This window comes from Prauserella sediminis (assembly GCF_014195435.1).
GTDB classification, from domain to species: Bacteria; Actinomycetota; Actinomycetes; order Mycobacteriales; family Pseudonocardiaceae; genus Prauserella; species Prauserella salsuginis.
Map to the genome: position 1 here is coordinate 614999 of NZ_JACIBS010000001.1, position 19539 is coordinate 634537.

Below are 19539 nucleotides of genomic sequence, written 5' to 3' on the forward strand. Positions count from 1 at the left end.
GGCGGGCACCGGCACCACGGTCACGACCGCGCTCGGCGGCCCGTGCCCGTTCTCGCGCCGCGCTCGGCGCGACACAGCCGGCGCGACACAGCCGGAGTGTCGGGGTCGGCGTGGCACAGCCGGAGTGTCGAGCTCGGTGTATCGAGCTCGGGGTTTCGGAGGCAGAGTGTCGGGGCTCAGGGGTCAGAGTGTCGCGGCGAGGCGTGTTCCCTGGTCGATCGCGCGTTTGGCGTCGAGTTCCGCCGCGACGTCGGCACCGCCGATCACGTGCGTGCTCACCCCGCACCCGCGCAGCTCGTCGGCGAGGTCCCGCACGGGTTCCTGGCCCGCGCAGATCACCACGTTGTCGACGGCGACGACCGTGGGCCGTTCGCGCTTCGGCCCGTACGAGATGTGCACGCCGGCGTCGTCGATCCGCTCGTAGTTGACTCCGGTGAGTTGCTCGACGTCCTTGGCCCTGAGCGAGGCCCGGTGGACCCAGCCGGTGGTCTTGCCGAGTCCGCGTCCGATGCGGGAGGTCTTGCGCTGCATGAGAACCACGTGCCGCGGCGCCGGGTGCGGAGCGGGCGGGGCGAGGCCGCCTCGCCCGGTCTCGGGGTCGGTCACACCCCATTCGGCCCGCCACGCGTCCAGGTCGAGCGTCGGGGATTCGCGGTGGGTCAGGAACTCGCTGACGTCGACGCCGATACCGCCCGCTCCGATCACGGCCACGCGGTCGCCCACAGGGGCTCCTCGGCGAACCAGGTCGGCGTACGACAGCACCGACGGGTGGTCGATCCCGGGAATGTCCGGGATTCGCGGTGTCACGCCGGTGGCGATGACGACGTCGTCGAAACCCCGGTCGCGCAGCTCCGCGGCGTCGGCCTTCGTGCCGAGGTGCAGCGTGACGCCGGTGAGTGCGAGCTGCCGCCGGTAGTAACGGATGGTCTCGGAGAACTCCTCCTTGCCCGGAATGCGCCGGGCGATCGCGAACTGGCCCCCGATCTCGTCCTCGGCTTCGAACAGGTCGACCTCGTGGCCGCGGGTGGCCAGCCCGACGGCCGCGGACAGTCCGGCGGGTCCCGCACCGACCACGGCGATCCGCTTCGCCGTCCTGCTCGGCAGCAGGCGGAGCGTGGTCTCGTTCCCCGCACGCGGGTTCACCAGGCACGACGCCCGCTTGAGGGAGAACGTGTGATCGAGGCAGGCCTGGTTGCACCCGATGCACGTGTTGATCTCGTCGCTCCTGTCGCCTTCCGCCTTGGCCACCCACGACGGGTCGGCCAGGAAGGGGCGCGCCATGGCGACCATGTCGGCCTCGCCTCGGGTGAGCACCTCCTCGGCGACCTGCGGCATGTTGATCCGGTTGGACGCGGCGACCGGAATCGACACGTGCTTCCGGAGCTTGCCGGTGACATCGGTGAAGGCGGCACGCGGCACGGACGTCACGATCGTGGGAACGCGCGCCTCGTGCCATCCGATACCGGTGTTGATGATCGTGGCCCCCGCCTGCTCGACGGCCTTCGCGAGGTCGACGACCTCCTGCCAGCTCTGCCCGTCCTCGACCAGGTCCATCATGGACAGTCGGTAGACGATCACGAAGTCGTCGCCCGCGGCGCGGCGGGCCTGGCGCACGATCTCGACCGCGAGCCGGCGCCGGTTCTCGGCCGACCCGCCCCAGCGGTCACGGCGCCTGTTGGTGCGCGGGGCGAGGAACTGGTTGATGAGGTAGCCCTCCGAGCCCATGATCTCGACACCGTCGTATCCGGCTTCGCGGGCCAGCGCGGCCGAGCGGGCGAACGCGGCGATCTGTGCGTGCACGCCGCGGTCGGTGAGGGCGCGCGGCCGGAACGGGTTGATCGGCGCCTTCACCGCTGACGCCGAGACCGACAGCGGGTGGTACGCGTACCGCCCGGCGTGCAGCAGCTGCAGCGCGATCTTGCCGCCCGCCTCGTGCACGCCGGCGGTGACAGCCTGGTGTCGCCGCGCCTCCGCCCGCGTGCTCATCTTCGCCGCAGCCGGGTAGAGCCATCCGGTGCGGTTCGGCGCGAACCCGCCGGTCACGATCAGCCCGACGCCGCCGCGGGCACGTTCGGCGTAGAACTCGGCGAGCTCGTCGATGTGCTTCGCCCGGTCCTCGAGACCGACGTGCATCGACCCCATGATCACCCGGTTGGGCAGCCGGGTGAAACCGAGATCGAGCGGTGCGAGCAGGTTCGGAAAGGCGTTCATGCGGGATCACTTTCGGGTTCGTTGTGGACACCTCGACCGATGCCGGGTCCGGCGCGTGGGCCGGTTCGTCCCTGGAAACGCGAACGGCACCGTTCCGGGAGCGCTCCCGGTTCGCCTGCGGCGTCAGCCGGTGTCGGTGCCGGCGTTCCCCGCGACGTCCGCGCTGCGGTCGACCGGGGTTAGCGCGGGACGTTTCGCCTGCCTGCCGTCACCGGACGAGCGACCGCGGACGCGGCGCACGAGCCAGGGCCCCACGAAATCCGCCGCCCACCGGAGTTCGGTTCCGGCGCGGCGCCATACGGCCGGTGTGGGCCGGGGTTCGAGGGGACGGGTCCATGTGGTGCCGCTGCCCGGGAGCGCGAGGGCGTGGGCGACCGCGGCGGCCAGCCGCGTGTGACCGAGCGTGTTGAGGTGCAGGCGATCGCTGCTCCACAGCCGGGGATCCGATGTGACGGGATGTGCGGAGAGGTCGACGACCACCGCGCCGTGTCGCAGGGCGGTGTCACGGATGCGCGCGTTGAACTCCCGGGTGCGGGCGGTGAGCAGCCGCCCGGCGGTCATCCGCCGCCCCGGGTCGGGGTAGGCGAAGGTCACGACGGTGGCCCCGGCGCCCGCGAGCGCTCCGATGAGGTGCTCGATGTGACCGCAGACCGCTTCGGCGTCGAACCGCGGGCGGATCAGATCGTTGACGCCGGCCATGACGGTGGCGAGGTCGGGGGACAACGCCAGCGCGGCGGACAGCTGGCCGGCGCGCACCTCGTGGGCGCGGCGGCCACGCACGGCCAGATTGGCGTAGCGCAGCTCCGGGTCGGAAGCGGCGAGCCGGTCGGCGAGCAGATCGGCCCAGCCCCGGAAACCGTGCAGCTCGTCGCCGTCGTTGAGGCCCTCGGTCTGGCTGTCACCGAGGGCGACGAACCGTCGGTAGCCGACTGCCTGCCGGTTGCCCTCACCGCGTGACATCGGCGCCTGCCCTCGCTCGCAACACCGAGGCCGCCTCGGTGCACCACTCGCGGTTCTCGCTCTCGAATCGCCGCCCCCGCAGCAAGGTCAGGTAGGGGCCGACCTGCGCGCCGTGTGCCAGGTATTCGGCTTCGCCGAGCTCGCCCCGCATCTTGCGCATGAGCTTGTCGAAGAGTTCGACCTTCGCCCCGGCGATCGCGGCGCGTTCGTCGAGCTGGGCGATCAGCTCCGCGGCGTCGACCGCGTCCGCGGCCGCGACCTTGACGAGCAGGTCGTCGCGGATGAACGACGGTTTCGACGGGGTGCGGGCGAACCGGCGCAGTTCGGCCAGGCCCGCGTCGGTGACCGTGAACAGTCGCTTGTTCGGCCGCGCTTCCTGGACGACCTCACGGCCCGCCACCAGGCCGTCGGCTTCCAGCTTCGCCAGCTCCGCGTAGAGCTGCTGCGGCAGCGCGTGCCAGAAGTTGGCCATACCGACGTCGAACGATTTGGCCAGCTGATACCCACTGTGTTCGCCGTCCAGCAGTGCCGTCAGCACCGCATGCCGCAAGGCCATCGCATGTCCTCCCCGGTCGGGTCCGTCCGAGGCACCATAGTCAATTTTCTGACTAATCGCATCCTTGACTAACAGGACACGTCCGCCCTCCACCATGTCCACGACCCGAAGACAGTCCGGAACTCCGGCTCACGCCGCCCGAGGGCAATGACTCGAACGTCGAATGCACATATGTCCGGATCTTATGGAAATGATTATCATTACTATTAGGTAGGTTCGGAGCGAGCCGCCGAGGAGATGGGGGTTTCGACCATGACTCCGACCGACCAGCCCTCCACCACGATCCGCTGGTGGAGTCCGCCACTCCCGAAGGAGTCGCATGACCGACGAGTACTCCGAATCCGCCGAGTTCATCGACCTGCTCATCGCTCCGTTCTGGACGGCGTTGCGACCTGTACTCACCGACGTACTCTCATCCCGAACCGCCCCGACAGCGGTCGACCTGGGCGCGGGCAGCGGGCACGGCACGCTACTGCTCGCCGAGACCCTGCCCGGCGCTGACGTCGTCGCCGTCGAACCCTCTGCGGGGTTGCGTTCCGCACTGCTGGCACGCGTCCACGGTGACGAGCGGCTGCGCCGGCGCGTCACCGTGTTGCCGGCCGCGTTTCCCGACGTCGAACTGCCGGCCGGGTTCTCGGTGCTCATCGCGATGAACGTGCTCGGCCACTTCGACGAGGCCGGGCGCGACCGGCTGTGGTCACTGCTGGCAGGGCGCCTCGACCGCGGCGGGATCGCGATCGTCAACCTGCAGCCGCCCGCCGAGCCGATGCCGGTGCCCGAGTCCGTCGCGGCGACGGCACAGGTCGGGCGGCTGACCTACGAGGGACGCGCGAAGGCCGAACCCACCGGGGACGGCACGCTCACGTGGTTCATGACCTACCGCACGCTCGACGGCGACACCGCGATCGACGAACGGACCGTCAGCTACGCGTGGCATCTCGTCGACGAAACCGGTCTCCGCGCCGAGGTCGCCGCCCACGGACTGACCCTCACACCCACGGGCGACCCGCAACTCGGCGTCTACACGATCACCCACGGCTGACACACCGGTTCCCGGGCGGCGCGCTGCCCGGGAACCGGACCCGCTCAGGCACGAGTGGCCGCGAACCGAGTCCCGCGCTGTCACGCGGAGAAGTTCCCGGTGCCACTCCCCCGGACGTCGACAACGTTACGAACGTCCGCTCCCGGAACACTGATGACACCGGGCAGGCAAAGGAAACAACGCACCTATACGAGATCGATGCATCACTTGGCTGCACCGTCCGAAACGGACCGCTCGATCTGTTCCACTGCCCCGTGTGGTCGCTGCCCCGTGGTGGTCGCTGCACCGTGGTGGTCGCTGCACCGTTGACACAGTTGTGTCCAATATGGATTACCGTGGTGCAATCCGGACGGATGATTCAACGTCATTCCGGCGCCGTCACCGGCGGGAACTCCTCGACCTCGGGTTCACGTGCGATCGGCGCCGGAGTCTCCACCACTCGCCGAGCCGGGTTGCGATTCACCAGCAGCCGCAGCACGTCCGGCCGCGAGTAGTGCCCGACCGGGTCCGCCGCCGACTTGGCGATCGCGATCAGTGCCGGGTCGAGGTCGGCGTACAGGATGCCTTCCTCGTCCTCCCGGAGCGGTTCGGCCAGTGAAGATCCCTCCGGGCCGTAAATGCGTGCGAACCCGCCGCCGAGCTGCAACAACTGTCTCTTGGCTTCGGTGTCGCAGAACAGCTCGGTGGGCGGCCGCGCCGATGACCGCGGTCGGCGCGACGACGAAAGTCTGCCCCTCGACCGCGTACATCAGGCTCGCTGCGGTGTTCACCTCGGGTGACAGGGCGCGTGCCGCACCGCGGTAGATCGAGAAGCTCGGCCAGGCGCCCACGTGGATCTGCTCGTCCATGCTGTACATCGCGTACTTCGTGAGCGGCTGCAGATGTTCCCAGCAGTTGAGTCCGCCGAGCCGCCCCAGCGGTGTGTCGTGCACTTGCAGGTCGCTGCCGTCACCCTCGCCGAATACGGTTCGCTCGACGTGGGTGGGCTTGAGCTTGCGCCGCACGGAGATCAGCTCGCCGGTGTCGGAGATGAAGGCCTGTGCCATGTACAAGCTGCCGGCCGCACGTTCACTGAAACCGAGCACGACGTGTACACCGTGGCGGGCGGCGGCGTCGGCGATCCGCTGCATTTCCACGCCGTCGCGGGTCATCGAGTTCTGCGCGTACCGCGGAACGTAGGCCATGCCGGCGGCCGGGGAGTCCAGCCAGATCCACCACGGGTAGCCGGGAATGAAGGTCTCGCCGAACGCGACGAGTTGAGCCCCGCCACCGGCGGCCCGGCCGATCAGATCGATCGCCTGATCGACCCCTGCGTCGAGATCGAGCCAGGCCGGCTCGGCCTGAACCGCAGCAACACGAACTTCGCCCTGCATGTCTGCCTCCCTGAACATCGTCGGACAGCGCGCTGGCTGTCACGATGCGCGGAGGGGGCGTCGCGTGGCTGACCGAACGTGCCGCTGTCACTGACCGGCTGTGCCGCATCGGCGTCGGTACTCGGCAGGTGTCTGCCCCGTGGCGGCGCGGAAGGCCCGATAGAACCCGGATTCCGTTTCGAAACCGCAAGCCGCCGCCACCGACCCGATCGGCCGGTCCCGGTCAGCCGCGAGCAGCTCCTGTGCCCGCTCTATGCGCATCCGCCGGAGTCGTGTGGCCACGCCCTCGTCGTCGAGGATGCGGTACAGCGTACGGCGCGACACGTTGCAGGCCTTCGCGACGGCATCTGCGTCGAGCTGCGGATCGAACAGGTTGCGCCGCAGGACGTCGAGCACACGTTGGCGCGTCACCGCCTCGGCCGCTTCCCGTGGCGGCGCCGATCCACCCGCGTACGTCGCCGCCGCCGACAACAGACCGATCGCGTGAGGCACCAGCCCCGTGCCCCCGTCCGGCGAGGTGGCCACCGTTTCGGACAACGAGCGAAAGAAGGCGGACACGACCGCACCGGGAGTGCCAGTGCTGAGAGTCCGTCCGGTCAACCCGCGCGTGTCGCGCAGCCACAGCTCGTGCTTCGGGACCTGCACGACCAGCTGGTGAAACGGATCGTCGAAGTGCAGCGTGTAGGGCCGAGTGCTGTCGTAGAACGCCATCTCGCCCTCGGCCAGCTCCGCGATCCGCCCGTCCTGTTCGACCCTTCCGCGCCCTTCGACCTGGATGCTGGCCAGCAGGTACGCCTCGGTGTCGGCCGAGATGAGACCGGGCGTACGGCAGACGTGCTGGCCACCCGCCACCACGGTCGACAACTCGACGTCCCCGACCGGAACGTGTTCGATCGAGCCGCTGAACCGCCCGCTCTGGACGGGCTCGGCGGCCAACCGCACGAAGGTCGCGCAGATCATTTCCCGCCAGTAGGCGAACGCGTCCCGCTGCCCCACCTCAGCCGTACTGAGACGGGCATACCGGCGACGATCGACGACAGCGGACACGCATGGAGTATCACGCCCGGTGCGCACACGTGTCCAGAACCACACCCGTGCAGCCCGCCGAGCGATCCGTGCGCCCGACATCCGGAAACGATACCCCCATGAGGTACTTGCATCTCTGCGGTATACCCCCGTAGGGTAATCGCCAGGGTCACCCGCTGCCGGTGAAATCGACGGCAGAGCAACCCACGTGCGTTCCACCCCTGGAACACGCCGAACCCGGACATCTGTCCTTCCTATACCCCCTAGGGGTATAGGGTGTAATCAACAAAGGAGCCCGAACATGACCACCAGCACCTACACCGTGACCGGCATGACCTGCGACCACTGCGCCATGAGCGTGACCGAGGAAGTCAGCGAGGTCGCGGGGGTGGCCGACGTCCAGGTCGCACTCGAATCCGGCCTGGTGACGGTGACCGGCGACGGACCGGTGGACCCGGCCGACATCCGTGCCGCGGTCGAAGAAGCCGGCTACCGGATCGGCGACTGACGGTGCCGACTCGAGGACGGAGCAGACGATGAACACCGCGGGAAGACTGCTCGGATATGTCGCGATCCTGGCCGCGGCACTGTTCGGCGCATTCGGCATCGGCCAACTCGTCGGACCTGTCGGGCCGACGACCGTTGAAACGAACAGGCACGAGGACGGCCGCGACACGAGCAACGACAAGCACTCGGGCCGCGGTGGCGATCACGCGGCGACATCCGGTCCGACGGACTTCGAGGTCGACGGGCGGGTGCACACCGCCGGTTTCGGCGTCGAAGCCCGCGGCGGATCGGGCACGAACGGGAACGAGGAGGGCAACAGCCATGACCACGGCGAGTGAAACAGCGGCCCCGGCCGACACGAGCAGTGTCGAACTGGCGATCAGCGGCATGACCTGCGCCTCGTGCGCGAACCGGATCGAACGCAAACTCAACAAGCTCGACGGCGTCACCGCGACCGTCAACTACGCCACCGAGAAGGCCAAGGTCACCTACGACGACAGCGTGGAGCAGTCCGCGCTGGTCGACGCTGTGGAGCAGGCCGGATACAGCGCCCGACTGCCCGAGCCGGTCACCGGCGACACCGGCGACGGCACCGGCGATGTGGCCGCGAGCGAGGACGCTCCGGTCCGCGCGCTGCGTAACCGGGTGATCATCGCAGCGGTGTTGACCGTCCCGGTGGTCGCGATGGCGATGTTCCCGGCACTGCAGTTCGACTTCTGGGGCTTCGCTTCGCTGACCCTGGCCGCACCGGTGATCGTGTGGGCGGGATTCCCGTTCCACAGGGCGGCCTGGCAGAACCTCAAACACGCCACCGCGACCATGGACACGCTCATCTCGATGGGCACGAGCGCCGCCCTGTTGTGGTCGCTGTATGCCCTGTTCTTCGGCACCGCCGGCGATCGCGGCGTGACCCACGCGTTCGAGTTGACCCTCGCCCAGGGGCACGCCGACGGGGCGAGCAACATCTACCTCGAAGTCGGCGCCGGAGTGGTCACCTTCATCCTCCTCGGCCGGTACTTCGAGGCACGCGCCAAGCGGCGGTCCGGGGCCGCGCTGCGCGCACTGCTGGAGCTGGGCGCCAAAGAGGTCTCGGTGCTGCGAGGCGGGCGTGAGGAGCGGATCGGCATCGACCGGCTTGCCGTGGGTGAGCACTTCGTGGTGCGACCCGGCGAGAAGATCGCCACCGACGGCCGTGTCGTCGAGGGCAGCTCGGCGGTGGATGCCTCGATGGTCACCGGCGAGTCTGTACCCGTCGAGGTCGGCCCCGGTGACGCCGTCGTGGGCGCCACCGTCAACGCCGGTGGAAAGCTCGTCGTCGAGGCCACCCGAGTGGGCAGCGATACGCAGCTGGCGCAGATGGCCAAGATGGTCGAGGACGCCCAGACCGGCAAGGCCAAGGCGCAGCGCCTCGCCGACCGCATCTCCGGCATCTTCGTGCCCATCGTCATCGCCGTGGCGTTCGCAACCTTCGGCTTCTGGGTGGGTTCCGGCGGCGCCCTGGCCGCCGCGTTCACCGCAGCGGTCGCCGTGCTGATCGTCGCGTGCCCCTGCGCACTCGGCCTGGCCACCCCGACCGCGCTGATGGTCGGCACCGGCCGCGGTGCGCAGCTGGGCATCCTGATCAAGGGCCCGGAGGTGCTGGAGACCACCCGCACGGTCGACACCGTCGTGCTGGACAAGACCGGCACCGTCACCACCGGGCAGATGACGCTGCTCGACGTGATCACGACCGAGGGCGAGGACCCCGACGAGGTGCTGCGGCTGGCAGGAGCGTTGGAGGAGGCCTCCGAGCACCCGATCGCCCAGGCCATCGCGAAGGGCGCCACCGCGCGGATGGGCGATCTTCCCACTGTGGCGGACTTCGCCAACGTGGAAGGTCTCGGCGTTCAGGGCATTGTGGACGACAACGGCAGCCGCACCGTCCTCGTCGGACGGCCGAAGCTGTTGGCCGACTGGTCGCAGCACCTGCCCCCTGCGCTCGAAACGGCCATGGCCGACGCCGCCGCCCAGGGCCGCACCGCCGTGGCCGTGGGCTGGGACGGCAAGGCCCGCGGCGTACTCGTCGTGGCCGACGCGATCAAACCGTCCTCGGCCAGGGCGATCCGGCAACTGCAGGACCTGGGGCTCACCCCGATCCTGCTCACCGGCGACAACACGACGGTCGCCGCGGCGGTGGCAGCCGAGGTGGGCATCGCCCCCGGGAACGTGATCGCCGAGGTCATGCCGGCCGACAAGGTCGACCAGGTCAAGCGGCTGCAGCAGCAGGGCAAGAAGGTCGCGATGGTCGGCGACGGCGTCAACGACGCGGCCGCCCTGGCCCAGGCCGACCTGGGCCTGTCGATGGGCACCGGCACCGACGTCGCCATCGAGGCTTCCGACCTGACGCTCGTCCGCGGCGATCTGCGAGCGGCCGCCGACGCGATCCGCCTGTCCCGGCGCACGCTGGGCACCATCAGGGGCAACCTGTTCTGGGCCTTCGCCTACAACACCGCCCTGATCCCGGTGGCCGCAACCGGCCTGCTCAACCCGATGCTGGCGGGGGCCGCGATGGCGTTGTCCTCGGTGTTCGTCGTGTCCAACAGCCTGCGCCTGCGGGCCTTCAAGGCCCGTGCGGACGAACAGGCCTCGCCGAAACCCGAGACGACGGCACCGGAACCGACATCGGTCTGACCGGTGACCACCGTCGGGGCCGGGCAGCCGGAACCACCACATTGGACCTGAGGTGCAGTGACGAGGACCGGCCGGGCCGAGTCATCGGCCCGGCCGGACGAGGTGGCCGGCCAAGCGCTGCACCCGGTCGGGGTCACGAATGCCGTCTATCTCGACGATCCTGCCCTCGACGACCGTGAACGCCATGATCGACACGGGTCGGCCGCGGCGGGAGGTGACGACGCCGGGAAGGCTGTTGACCAGCACCCGGTGCAGGTCGGCGCCGCGGGCCCGTCGTGCCTGCTTGGCGACGGTCGCCGCTCCCCGATACACCGCAGGCGCCCTACCGGATCCGTAGTCGGCGCGGAACACGACGTCGGGGTCGAGAACCGCCACGAGTGCCGAGAAGTCCCCCGAGTTCGCAGCGGCGTAGAAGGCGTCGACGATCTCCCGCTGTCGGATGTGGTCCGAGCCGGCGATGGGAGGCTCGCTGCCGTGCACCCGCCGACGGGCGCGGCTCGCGAGCTGCCGGGCTGCCACGGGAGTGCGGCCCACCAGCGGAGCGATCTCGTCGAAAGGCAGGTCGAACATGTCGTGCAGCACGAACGCCAGCCGCTCCGCCGGACCGAGCGAGTCGAGCACCACCAGTAACGCGAGGCTCACCGAGTCGGCGATCAGCGCCTCCCGCTCCGGATCGGCGTCCTCATCGGCGGCGAAGACGACGGGATCGGGCAGCGGTGTACCCACGGGGGCCACGAGGTCTTCGCGCCGGCGGCGACGTGACCGCAGTACATGGAGGCATTCGCGGCCGACGACAGTGGTGAGCCAGCCGCCGAGGTTGTCGATGTCATCGGTCTCGGCGCGGCTGAGCCGCAGCCAGGCGTCCTGTACGGCGTCCTCGGCCTCGGCCAGGGATCCGAGCATCCGGTAGGCCACCGCGCGCAGCCGCGGTCGATGCTCCTCGAACCGCTCGGCGAGCCACTCGCTGCGCTCCATCTGTCACACCTTCCCCTTGCCCGGGCTCATAAGGAAGAACCCGCCAACGGGCGAAACGTGACCGCACATGGGAAAGGACGGAGGAGCGACAGCAATGTCCGAGATCCCGCACAACCTGATCAGCGTTCGCTACCTGGTCGACGACGTCGAAAACGCCGTTGCCTTCTATACCGGCCGTCTCGGCTTCACCGTCCGGAGCACATTCGCACCGGCGTTCGCCGACGTCACCCGCGGCAACCTGCGGCTCCTGCTCAGCGGCCCGACCAGCTCGGCGGGCCGGGCGATGCCGGACGGTGCCGTACCGGGCCCCGGCGGCTGGAACCGGATCCACCTCATCGTCGACGACATCACGGCCGAGGTCGACCGGCTGCGCGCCGTCGGCCTCAGCTTCCGTAACGACATCGTCACCGGCCCTGGCGGCCGGCAGATCCTGCTCGAGGATCCGTCCGGCAACCTCGTCGAACTGTTCCAACCCGCGGCGTGACCTGGCTGAAGAGCCGCAATGGGAACGGACACAGCGCCCGGCGACGCCGCGATCAGCCGCCCGGTCGCCACCGAGGGCCGTTGGCGACCAAGCTGCAACATGACATATTGACATGTAACAGTGATTGGTGCCACGGTGAAGACACTCCATCGATGGGGGTCGCCATGTGGCACACCGTCCTCGTCCTCATCCACGCGGCCGCTGCGATCGCCGCCCTCGGCCTCGGCATCGCCGCCCTCCGTCTCACCCCGCTGCTGCGCGCGCACACCGTGAGCATCGTGATCATGACGGCCCTGCTCCCCGTCGCCATCGCCCTCCGCTGGACCGAACGCGCGCCCGCGACCACGGCGATCTTCTCCGCGCTCGCCGCGCTCGGGGTCGTCATGATCGTCCGCGCCGTCCTGGCCGAGAGAGCCGCGCGCCTCGGGTACCACGGAGCCGTGCTGTCCCATATCGGCTTCAACCTGATCGCACTGGTCACCGGGTTCTTGATCGTCCCGGTGATGCGCTCCGGGCTCGGCACGCTCGCCATCACCGCCACCGCGATCGTTGTGCCGGTCGCCGGCAGCGTCGCGCTGCACCTGATCCGGCGCCGCATCCCGGCGGACCCCGCGCCCGCTGACTGAGCGCATGTTCACCGGACACTTCGGCCCCGCCTTCGCCGCGAAGGCAGGCCGTCCCGAGCTCTCGCTCGGCGGACAGTTCGTTGCCGCGCAGCTGCCGGACGTCGTCTTCTCGATCCTCGTGGCGACCGGCACCTCGCGAGTGCGCGTGCACGCGAACGGAACCGGGCCGGGCGCGGTGGAGATGGTCTCGGTGCCGTTCAGCCACGCCGCGCTCCCGACCTCCCGGTTGCGGGACATGCCACGATGATCACGGTTCGCAATCAGGGAGTGCACGTGGCAGTGAGCGCGACGGCGGGGGCCCTGCTCGGCCTCCTCTCGGAGAAACCGATGACGGGCTGGGAGCTCGTGGAGGAGGCCCGGAATCGGGTCGGCAATTTCTGGACGATCCAGCACAGTCAGGCCTATCGGGAACTCGCAGCGCTGGAACGCGAGGGGCTCTCCGAGTCGACGAAGGAGGAGGTGCGCGGGCGGCGGCGATACCGCATCACCGATGCGGGACGGGACGCATACCTGGAATGGGTCGCGAGCACCCCCAAGGACGAGAACGTGCGGGTGCCGTTCCTGTTGACGGTCGCCTTCGCTGCGGACATCCCACCCGGCCGCTTCGCCGAGCTGATCGAGGACCAGCGGCGCCGGCACACCGAACGACTCGAACAGTACGAACGCCTCCGCGGCGAGCTCGCCGCGGACGATTCACCGCACGGCGGCGGGCGGCGCGCCACCCTCGAACTCGGCATCGGCTACGAACGCGCCGCCCTCGCCTGGCTGGACGAGCTCCCCGCCCACCTGGGTATCGACCTGCCGGCCCCGCCGAACGAGGTCTGACTACAGGCTCGGCGGACCACTGTCACGGTTTCCTGCGGGACTACCTCGCCCGCATCGCGGACGGCACACCGGGCGCCGGATAAGACCGCAACCGTCATCGATGACCATTTCCACGTCGTCCGGGCGAGACCCACTCGAGCACGAAGACCGCCGCATCACACCCGACGGTGACGGCCACCCCGCTTCACTCCGTGTCACGCCCGATTATCACGTCCGAGCAGCAAAAAGAAGACTCGGCGCAAATGATAACTAACCGTGGTTACAATTTACCTGTATCTGCCGTTCCAGCGAGCACACGGGCCTTCAGGTCACCGCACAAAGCCCGCCCGTTGAACAAATCCTCCCGGCCGTCACAACGGAAAAACCTTTGGTCACCCGAACATTGATACCACCGCAGTAGTGGATCAACATATTCTCGGTAGAAGATGAGCAACGAAGATACGGGCTCATAATTGATGTCGCAGTTCCAGGAACAGCCGACACATTGTGAGTCGTTCCGCCCTGTGTCACTTGCCTTGGGAGTCCCATGGAAAAGCCCACCACGGACGGGTCATCGGAGTCGCGCGAGGAACCGTCGCTCGCCTCGGACGCCGTTTCCCACGATGTCCCGAACACCGCGAAGCCGCGTTCAGGACTGGGGCTCCTCGCGCGGCGGGTACATTTCCTGGCCGGTTTCGCGGTTGCGCCGTTCCTGGCCATCATGTGCCTTACCGGACTGGCCAACGCGTTCACCCCGCAAATCGTCGACACACTGCACGAGCAAGAACTGTTCGTCGACACCGACACCGGATCGCCCCGGCCCGTGTCGGACCAGGTCGCCGCGGCCGTGGCAGCCAATCCGGAGGGGACGGTCAAGGCGGTCATCCCACCTACCGACGAGGACCGCACCACCGGGATCGTCCTGTCGAAGCCCGGACTACCGGACGTCGACGAGTTCGCTGACGAAGACCTCACCGTCTACGTGAACCCACACACCAACCGCGTGCAAGGCGAGCTCATCACGGTCAAGGATCGCCCGCCGGCACAGGCGTGGTTACGACATTCCCACGGCAATCTGCACCTCGGCCCTCCGGGCCGGCTGTACTCCGAATTCGCGACCACCTGGCTCCCGGTGATCGTGGCCTGCGGGCTCGCGCTGTGGGTCGCACAGCGACGTTCCCACGGATCGCGCGGCCTGTTCACCCGGTCGCGCCGGCCGGCGTCGAAATACGCCCGACTGCGGAGCGTGCACGGCTCGCTGGGACTGCTCCTCAGCCTCGGGCTCGTCGCGCTCGCTGTCACAGGTTTCTCGCAGTCGAACTACGTGGGCGACCGTGTGGACCAACTGCTCGAGACCTTCGACTCCACCGCACCGGAACTCACAACCGAGAAAGTTCCCGTATCGCCGGGCGAAGAGCAGATCGGCATCGATCACGTAGTCGAGGCCGCCGATGCCGAAGGCATGCGCGGAGAGCTGACGTTCACTGCGCCCGCCGAACCGGGCGCAGTGTGGCAAGTCGCGGAGACCAGTGCGGGCTGGCCGATCCAGAAGGACAGCATCGCGGTCGATCCCTACACCGGCCAGGTGATCGAACGCGTCACGTTCGACGACTACCCGCTTCTGGCCAAGCTCAACGTCTTCGGCGTCCAAGCACACGACGGCACGCTGTTCGGCATCGTCAATCAGGTCGTCGTCTCGCTGCTGGCCCTCGGCACCCTGGTGCTGATCGTCCTCGCCTATCGGATGTGGTGGAACCGACGCCCACGCCATGCGTTGTGGCCGCCCAACCCACCGCCGGTCTGGCGCAGTCTCTCGAAGGCGGAACTGCTCGCATTGGTGATCACCAGCGCAATCCTGGCCTGGGCCATGCCCGTCCTCGGCGTCACCCTGATCGGGTTCATCGTCCTCGACGCCCTCATCAACATTGTGAAGCGACGGCGAACGAGAACCTGACACCGACAGCCCTCGCACGATTCGACACGGCCGGCGTCGACGATTCCACGTATTTCGGTGGTCGCTTTTCCGCAGAAACGCGTGGGACGCCGCATCGTGCCGGCCGGCACGCCTGACCGATTCCGCTGTTCGCAAACGGGAGGCGACGTTGCTACGCACCGAAAGTTCAGAACCGCCATGGACCAGTGCTGCGGTCAACGCGGTTGTCACCGAGCCGCTGTCTCAGGAGGACGTCGAGTCGGACGCGCTACGACACCGGGCCGATCTGGTCGAGATTCGAGCCGACCTCGTCGGTGACGTGGCCACAGCCCGCCTGCGGGACCGTACCGGCGGTCGGTTGGTGTACTGCCTTCGCAGCCGGGACCACGGCGGCGAGTTCGACGGCTCGACCGAGGAGCGGCACGCCCGCCTGCTCGCCGCGGCCGAGTACTACGACGTGGTCGACCTGGAAGCCGAGCACGACCTGGCCCCGGACATCCTGAACCGCATTCCGGGGCCACAGCGTCGCATCTCCTGGCACGGAACCACCGCAGAACACTCCGTGCTGCACGAGCGCTTCGACCGTATGGCGACCGTCGGCGCCTGCCTCTATCTACTCACGACCGACGTGTCGCGGGCCGAACAGGCGTTGGCACCGCTGCGTTTTCTCCACGACATCGGGCGATCGGATGTCACAGCGTTCGCGACCGGATCCGCCGGTGTCTGGAGTCGCCTGCTGGCTCCCCGACTCGGCGCGCCCGTCGCCTTCGGCAACCTGAGCGACAGCAGTCCCGACGTACCCACCGTTGACCGGCTCGTGGCGGACTACGGGTTTCCGTGCCTTCCTCCCCTGCAGGCCGTCTACGGCATTATCGGTCGTTCGGTCCTGAGATCGGTGTCGCCACGCGTGCACAACGCCGGCTATCGCGCGCTCGACATCCCGGCGCTGTACGTACCGTTCCAGGTCGAGGATTTCGCCTCTTTCTGGAGCGACGTCGCCGAATCAGGACTCGCGGAGATCGGCTTTCCCCTGCGGGCCGCCACCGTTGTTTCGCCGCACAAGGAGGCAGCACTCACCACGGCGCGAACGACCAGTCACACGGCACTGAGATCGGGGGCGGCGAACTCGCTCGTCCGGCGAGGAAACGCCTGGTGTGCCGACACGTCCAACAGCCCCGCGATCAGCCGGGCGTTGGACGGTTTCGACATACCCGTATCCGGCCGCAAGGCCGCCGTGGTCGGTTGCGGCGGTGCCGGACGCGCCGCCGCACTCGCGCTCGCCGCGTGCGGCGCCGACCCGGTTCTCGTCAACCGTGATCCCCACCGCGGCCGGGCCGTCGCCGAAGCGCTCGGCTTCGACTTCACACCGCTCGACGTGTTCCGGGCGGACAGGTATTCGGTGCTCGTGCACGCGACACCGGTGACCGACGACGTGCCGTTTCGGCTCGAACTTCCCGACGACGCGGTCGTCGTCGACATGGTCTACACCTCGGAGGAGACGGCGGTCGTCGCCGCTGCCCGGGATCGCGGACTGGCCGTCGTCGACGGGTGGGACGTGCTGCTCGCCGACGCCGGTTGCCAGTTCCACTTCATGACCGGTCAACACCTCCCCACCGAACAGACCCGCGCGCTGCTGCGCGCAGCGCGTATCGCGCGGCGCGACCTGCCCTCCCCGACACCACTGGCTCCCCGAACGTGACTCCCTGGAAGCCGGAGAAGGAAGGACCACACGTGGACCTCGCAATCTCGGAAGCGACGTGGCTGCAGAGCCTCGGTCCGCACAGCCACGAACTGCTCGAACAGGTCGGCGACGTCGCCACAGAGTGTGCCAAGCGCGCGGACGAACACGACCGGACGGGCACCTTTCCCGCCAAGGACTTCGACGACCTGGCAGCCGCCGGCCTGAACGCCGCGACCATCCCCGGCGAGCACGGGGGCCTGGGGCTCGGCCCGTTGAACGGTGACACGCTCACGTTGTGGCTGATGACCAAGGAGCTGGCCAAGGCCGACCTCTCGCTGGGCCGATGCTGGGAGGGACATACCAATTCGCTCGTGCTTCTCCACGCACTGGCTTCCGAACAACAGCAGGAACGCTGGTTCGACGGTGTGGTCCACCGGGGCCAGAAGTGGGTGGCGTGGAGCGGCGAACCGCAAGCGCGAAAGCCCGGTGAAGGTACACGGTTCGGCACGAGCATCACCGCCGTCGAGGGCGGATGGGTGCTGGACGGGACCAAGGCGTTCGCGACGAGCGCGACCGGCGCGGACTGGGCCCTCCTGCTGGTCAACACCGCGGGTCCCGGGGGTGCCAGGCACGCGGATGCTCCGCCCGAGGGGCTGCTCCTACTGGCATGTGACCTCTCCGATCCCACCGTCACCGTCGACGAGTCGTGGTGGGACCCGATCGGCATGCGTGCCACGGCAAGTCACGTAGTCGAGTTCGGCCAGACGTTCCTGCCTGAGGAGAACCTCATCGGAACCCCCGGCGCCTACCTGCACCAGGGCTGGCAGAGCGCCTTCACCCCGCACTACGCGGCCAGCTTCCTCGGTGCGGCCGAAGGCGCCTTCGATTACGCGCTCGAATATCTCGCCCGCCAGAACAAGACCGCAGACCCCTACGTCCAGCAACGCGCCGGTTCCATGAAGGTCAACATCGAAACCTCGCACCTGTGGCTTGCCCACGTCGCACAGCTCTGGGACAGCGGTCAACGCGCCGGAGCACAGCGCGCCGGGAACAGCGCCCGCCACCTGGTCGAACACCTCGCGCTGGAAACGGTCGACCACTGCGTGCGCGCCTGTGGGGCGCGCAGCCTGGTTCGTCCCAGCCCTGTGGAACGGATCCTGCGCGATCTCACCTTCTACGCACGCCACGACAACGACGATCACGTGCTCGCCACGATCGGACGCGCAGCGCTCGGCGAGACCCACGACTCCTCGTTCTTCAAGCCCTGACCTGACCGCCCACCACCACGCGCGGGAGGTCTCGTGTCGATCGGCGTCAATCCGTCCCCATCGGTGCACGCGAGGAACGGGTTCCGGGGTTCGGCCGGCTACCGGACACGGGTGGTCGGCTCTGCCTCGATGGCGCTGGCCATGACCGCTCCGGGGCAGACCGCAGCCATCGCACTGTTCGTCGAGCCGCTGAGCACATCGCTCAACGTGTCCCGCTCGTCGGTGGCCCTGGCCTACTCGATCGGCTCGCTGGCCGGTGCACTGGTGGTTCCGCTGCTGGGCAAGCTGCTGGATCGCTTCGGACCACGCCGCGTCATGGCGGCCATCGGTCTCTGCTTCGGTGCGACTCTGCTCGCGGCCGGTACCGTCACCGAGTTCATCGGCCTGACCTCGGCCTTCGTCGGCATTCGCATCGGTGGGCAGGCAGCGCTGAGCCTCGTGGCGACCACCGTGGTTGCCATCTACATGCAGCGGCACAAAGGGCTGGCGACCGGCATCGTCTCGGCGATCGGCACCGCTGCGATCTCGCTGGCGCCGTTGGCCCTCGAGCAACTGGTCGGTGACCTCGGCTGGCGCACCGTCCTGCAGCTGCAAGGGTGGGCCGTTCTCGCGATCACCGTGCCGGTGGCGCTGTTCGTGCTTCCGCGGCGCGTGCGCTCCGACGGGGAGGCCGCAACGAACGTGAGGCCGGCCGACCCCGGGTCGGGGGACGACGCCGGCTCCGGAACGCCGGCAGGCGAGCACGGGACCCTTGCCGATTGGACGTTGCGGGACGCGAGCCGGACGCCCGTGTTCTGGGTCGTCGTCAGCGGTGGAGGCGTATGCAGCCTGATCACGACGGCACTGATGTTTCATCAGGTTTCCCTGCTGGGGGAACGTGGCCTGAGCGTGACCGAGGCGGCCGCGAACTTCGTCCCGCAACTGGTCGCCGGACTGCTCGCCAGTCTTCTTGTGGGCTGGTCGGCCGATCACATCGGCGACCGTGCACTCGTCATCGCCATGATGGCGGCGCTCGCTCTCACCACACTCACCGCCGGATGGGTACGTCCGGGCTGGACGGCCGTCGCTTACGGCCTGGCGCTCGGCGCCTGCACCGGTGGCGTTCGCACGTTGAAAGGAGTGGCCTTCGGTGACGGCTTCGGACTCGGGCATCTCGGCACGCTGCGTGGAGCGGTGCATTCGGTCGTCATCGGCGCGTCCGCGCTCGGCCCTCTCGTACTCGCGCTGGGCAGAGGGTGGTCGAATTCCTACCAAGAAGCACTCGCCGTCCTGTTCGTACTGCCCGTGCTGGTGGCCGCGGCGGCGTGCGCGGTCAAGCCGCCCCGTCACGCTCGTGTGGCCCGGCCACACGACCGATCCTTGTAGGACACAGGTGAGGACCGACGCCTGCGCCGGCGGATCCCGTCTTTCGGGACGTGCTCAG

At 68.7% G+C, this 19539-nt stretch carries 18 protein-coding genes; 12 read left to right on the top strand and 6 right to left on the bottom strand.

Translation table 11 applies throughout. The features are described from left to right. Positions 1 to 183: 183 nt before the first annotated feature. From FB384_RS02730 to FB384_RS02740, 3 genes are all read right to left on the bottom strand, one after another. A complete protein-coding gene (locus FB384_RS02730) occupies positions 184 to 2211 on the bottom strand; it encodes an NADPH-dependent 2,4-dienoyl-CoA reductase (RefSeq protein ID WP_183778864.1) in 2028 nt (675 codons plus the stop codon). A 123-nt stretch (positions 2212 to 2334) separates the two neighbouring features. Continuing rightward, entirely contained in the window at positions 2335 to 3171 is an 837-nt protein-coding gene (locus FB384_RS02735; RefSeq protein WP_183778866.1) for an SGNH/GDSL hydrolase family protein, read from the bottom strand. Next, complete coding sequence (locus FB384_RS02740; protein WP_183778868.1) at positions 3158 to 3727, bottom strand: PadR family transcriptional regulator; 570 nt, start codon at positions 3725 to 3727, stop codon at positions 3158 to 3160. The genes FB384_RS02735 and FB384_RS02740 overlap by 14 nt, the downstream gene beginning before the upstream one ends. 319 nt (positions 3728 to 4046) lie before the next feature. On the opposite strand from FB384_RS02740, the gene FB384_RS02745 reads away from it, so the two are divergent. Then, positions 4047 to 4769: a class I SAM-dependent methyltransferase gene (locus FB384_RS02745; RefSeq protein ID WP_183778870.1), complete on the top strand. Its 723-nt coding sequence runs from the start codon at positions 4047 to 4049 to the stop codon at positions 4767 to 4769. Between the two features lie 407 nt (positions 4770 to 5176). Here the strand turns inward: FB384_RS02745 and FB384_RS02750 are convergent, their stop codons facing one another. Both FB384_RS02750 and FB384_RS02755 read right to left on the bottom strand, forming a co-directional pair. Beyond that, positions 5177 to 6142 (bottom strand): carbon-nitrogen hydrolase family protein, encoded by a 966-nt coding sequence (locus FB384_RS02750; RefSeq protein WP_221212623.1) that lies wholly within the window; start codon positions 6140 to 6142, stop codon positions 5177 to 5179. Positions 6143 to 6229: 87 nt separating this feature from the next. Further along, a complete protein-coding gene (locus tag FB384_RS02755; protein WP_183778872.1) occupies positions 6230 to 7189 on the bottom strand; it encodes an AraC-like ligand-binding domain-containing protein in 960 nt (319 codons plus the stop codon). Positions 7190 to 7469: 280 nt separating this feature from the next. Here FB384_RS02755 and FB384_RS02760 point away from each other — a divergent pair, with 280 nt between their 5' ends. Genes FB384_RS02760 through FB384_RS02770 form a run of 3 tightly spaced genes read left to right on the top strand, consistent with a single transcriptional unit; the run spans position 7470 to position 10345 of the window. After that, positions 7470 to 7676 (top strand): heavy-metal-associated domain-containing protein, encoded by a 207-nt coding sequence (locus FB384_RS02760; protein ID WP_183778874.1) that lies wholly within the window; start codon positions 7470 to 7472, stop codon positions 7674 to 7676. Between the two features lie 28 nt (positions 7677 to 7704). Further along, a complete protein-coding gene (locus tag FB384_RS02765; protein WP_183778876.1) occupies positions 7705 to 8013 on the top strand; it encodes a hypothetical protein in 309 nt (102 codons plus the stop codon). Further along, positions 7997 to 10345 carry a heavy metal translocating P-type ATPase gene (locus FB384_RS02770; protein WP_183778878.1) on the top strand — a complete coding sequence of 783 codons (2349 nt, stop codon included), beginning with the start codon at positions 7997 to 7999 and terminating at the stop codon, positions 10343 to 10345. Before FB384_RS02765 ends, FB384_RS02770 begins: the two co-directional genes overlap by 17 nt. Positions 10346 to 10426: 81 nt before the next feature. On the opposite strand, the gene FB384_RS02775 is transcribed toward FB384_RS02770, so the two are convergent. Further along, entirely contained in the window at positions 10427 to 11320 is an 894-nt protein-coding gene (locus FB384_RS02775) for a sigma-70 family RNA polymerase sigma factor (protein WP_183778880.1), read from the bottom strand. 94 nt (positions 11321 to 11414) lie between these two features. Between FB384_RS02775 and FB384_RS02780 the strand changes: the two genes are divergently transcribed. From FB384_RS02780 to FB384_RS02815, 8 genes are all read left to right on the top strand, one after another. Then, entirely contained in the window at positions 11415 to 11804 is a 390-nt protein-coding gene (locus FB384_RS02780) for a VOC family protein (protein WP_183778882.1), read from the top strand. 152 nt (positions 11805 to 11956) lie between these two features. Then, complete coding sequence (locus FB384_RS02785) at positions 11957 to 12430, top strand: hypothetical protein (RefSeq protein ID WP_183778884.1); 474 nt, start codon at positions 11957 to 11959, stop codon at positions 12428 to 12430. Between the two features lie 4 nt (positions 12431 to 12434). Next, positions 12435 to 12677 (top strand): hypothetical protein, encoded by a 243-nt coding sequence (locus FB384_RS02790; protein ID WP_183778886.1) that lies wholly within the window; start codon positions 12435 to 12437, stop codon positions 12675 to 12677. A 26-nt stretch (positions 12678 to 12703) separates the two neighbouring features. Continuing rightward, entirely contained in the window at positions 12704 to 13255 is a 552-nt protein-coding gene (locus tag FB384_RS02795; protein ID WP_221212624.1) for a PadR family transcriptional regulator, read from the top strand. A gap of 526 nt (positions 13256 to 13781) precedes the next feature. Continuing rightward, on the top strand, positions 13782 to 15188 hold the full coding sequence (locus FB384_RS02800) for a PepSY-associated TM helix domain-containing protein (protein WP_183778890.1): 1407 nt from the start codon (positions 13782 to 13784) through the stop codon (positions 15186 to 15188). Between the two features lie 148 nt (positions 15189 to 15336). Further along, a complete protein-coding gene (locus FB384_RS02805) occupies positions 15337 to 16866 on the top strand; it encodes a bifunctional type I 3-dehydroquinate dehydratase/shikimate dehydrogenase (RefSeq protein ID WP_183778893.1) in 1530 nt (509 codons plus the stop codon). A gap of 32 nt (positions 16867 to 16898) precedes the next feature. Then, positions 16899 to 18116 (top strand): acyl-CoA dehydrogenase family protein, encoded by a 1218-nt coding sequence (locus FB384_RS02810; protein ID WP_221212625.1) that lies wholly within the window; start codon positions 16899 to 16901, stop codon positions 18114 to 18116. Positions 18117 to 18227: 111 nt separating this feature from the next. After that, entirely contained in the window at positions 18228 to 19481 is a 1254-nt protein-coding gene (locus tag FB384_RS02815; RefSeq protein ID WP_183778895.1) for an MFS transporter, read from the top strand. Positions 19482 to 19539 lie beyond the last annotated feature (58 nt).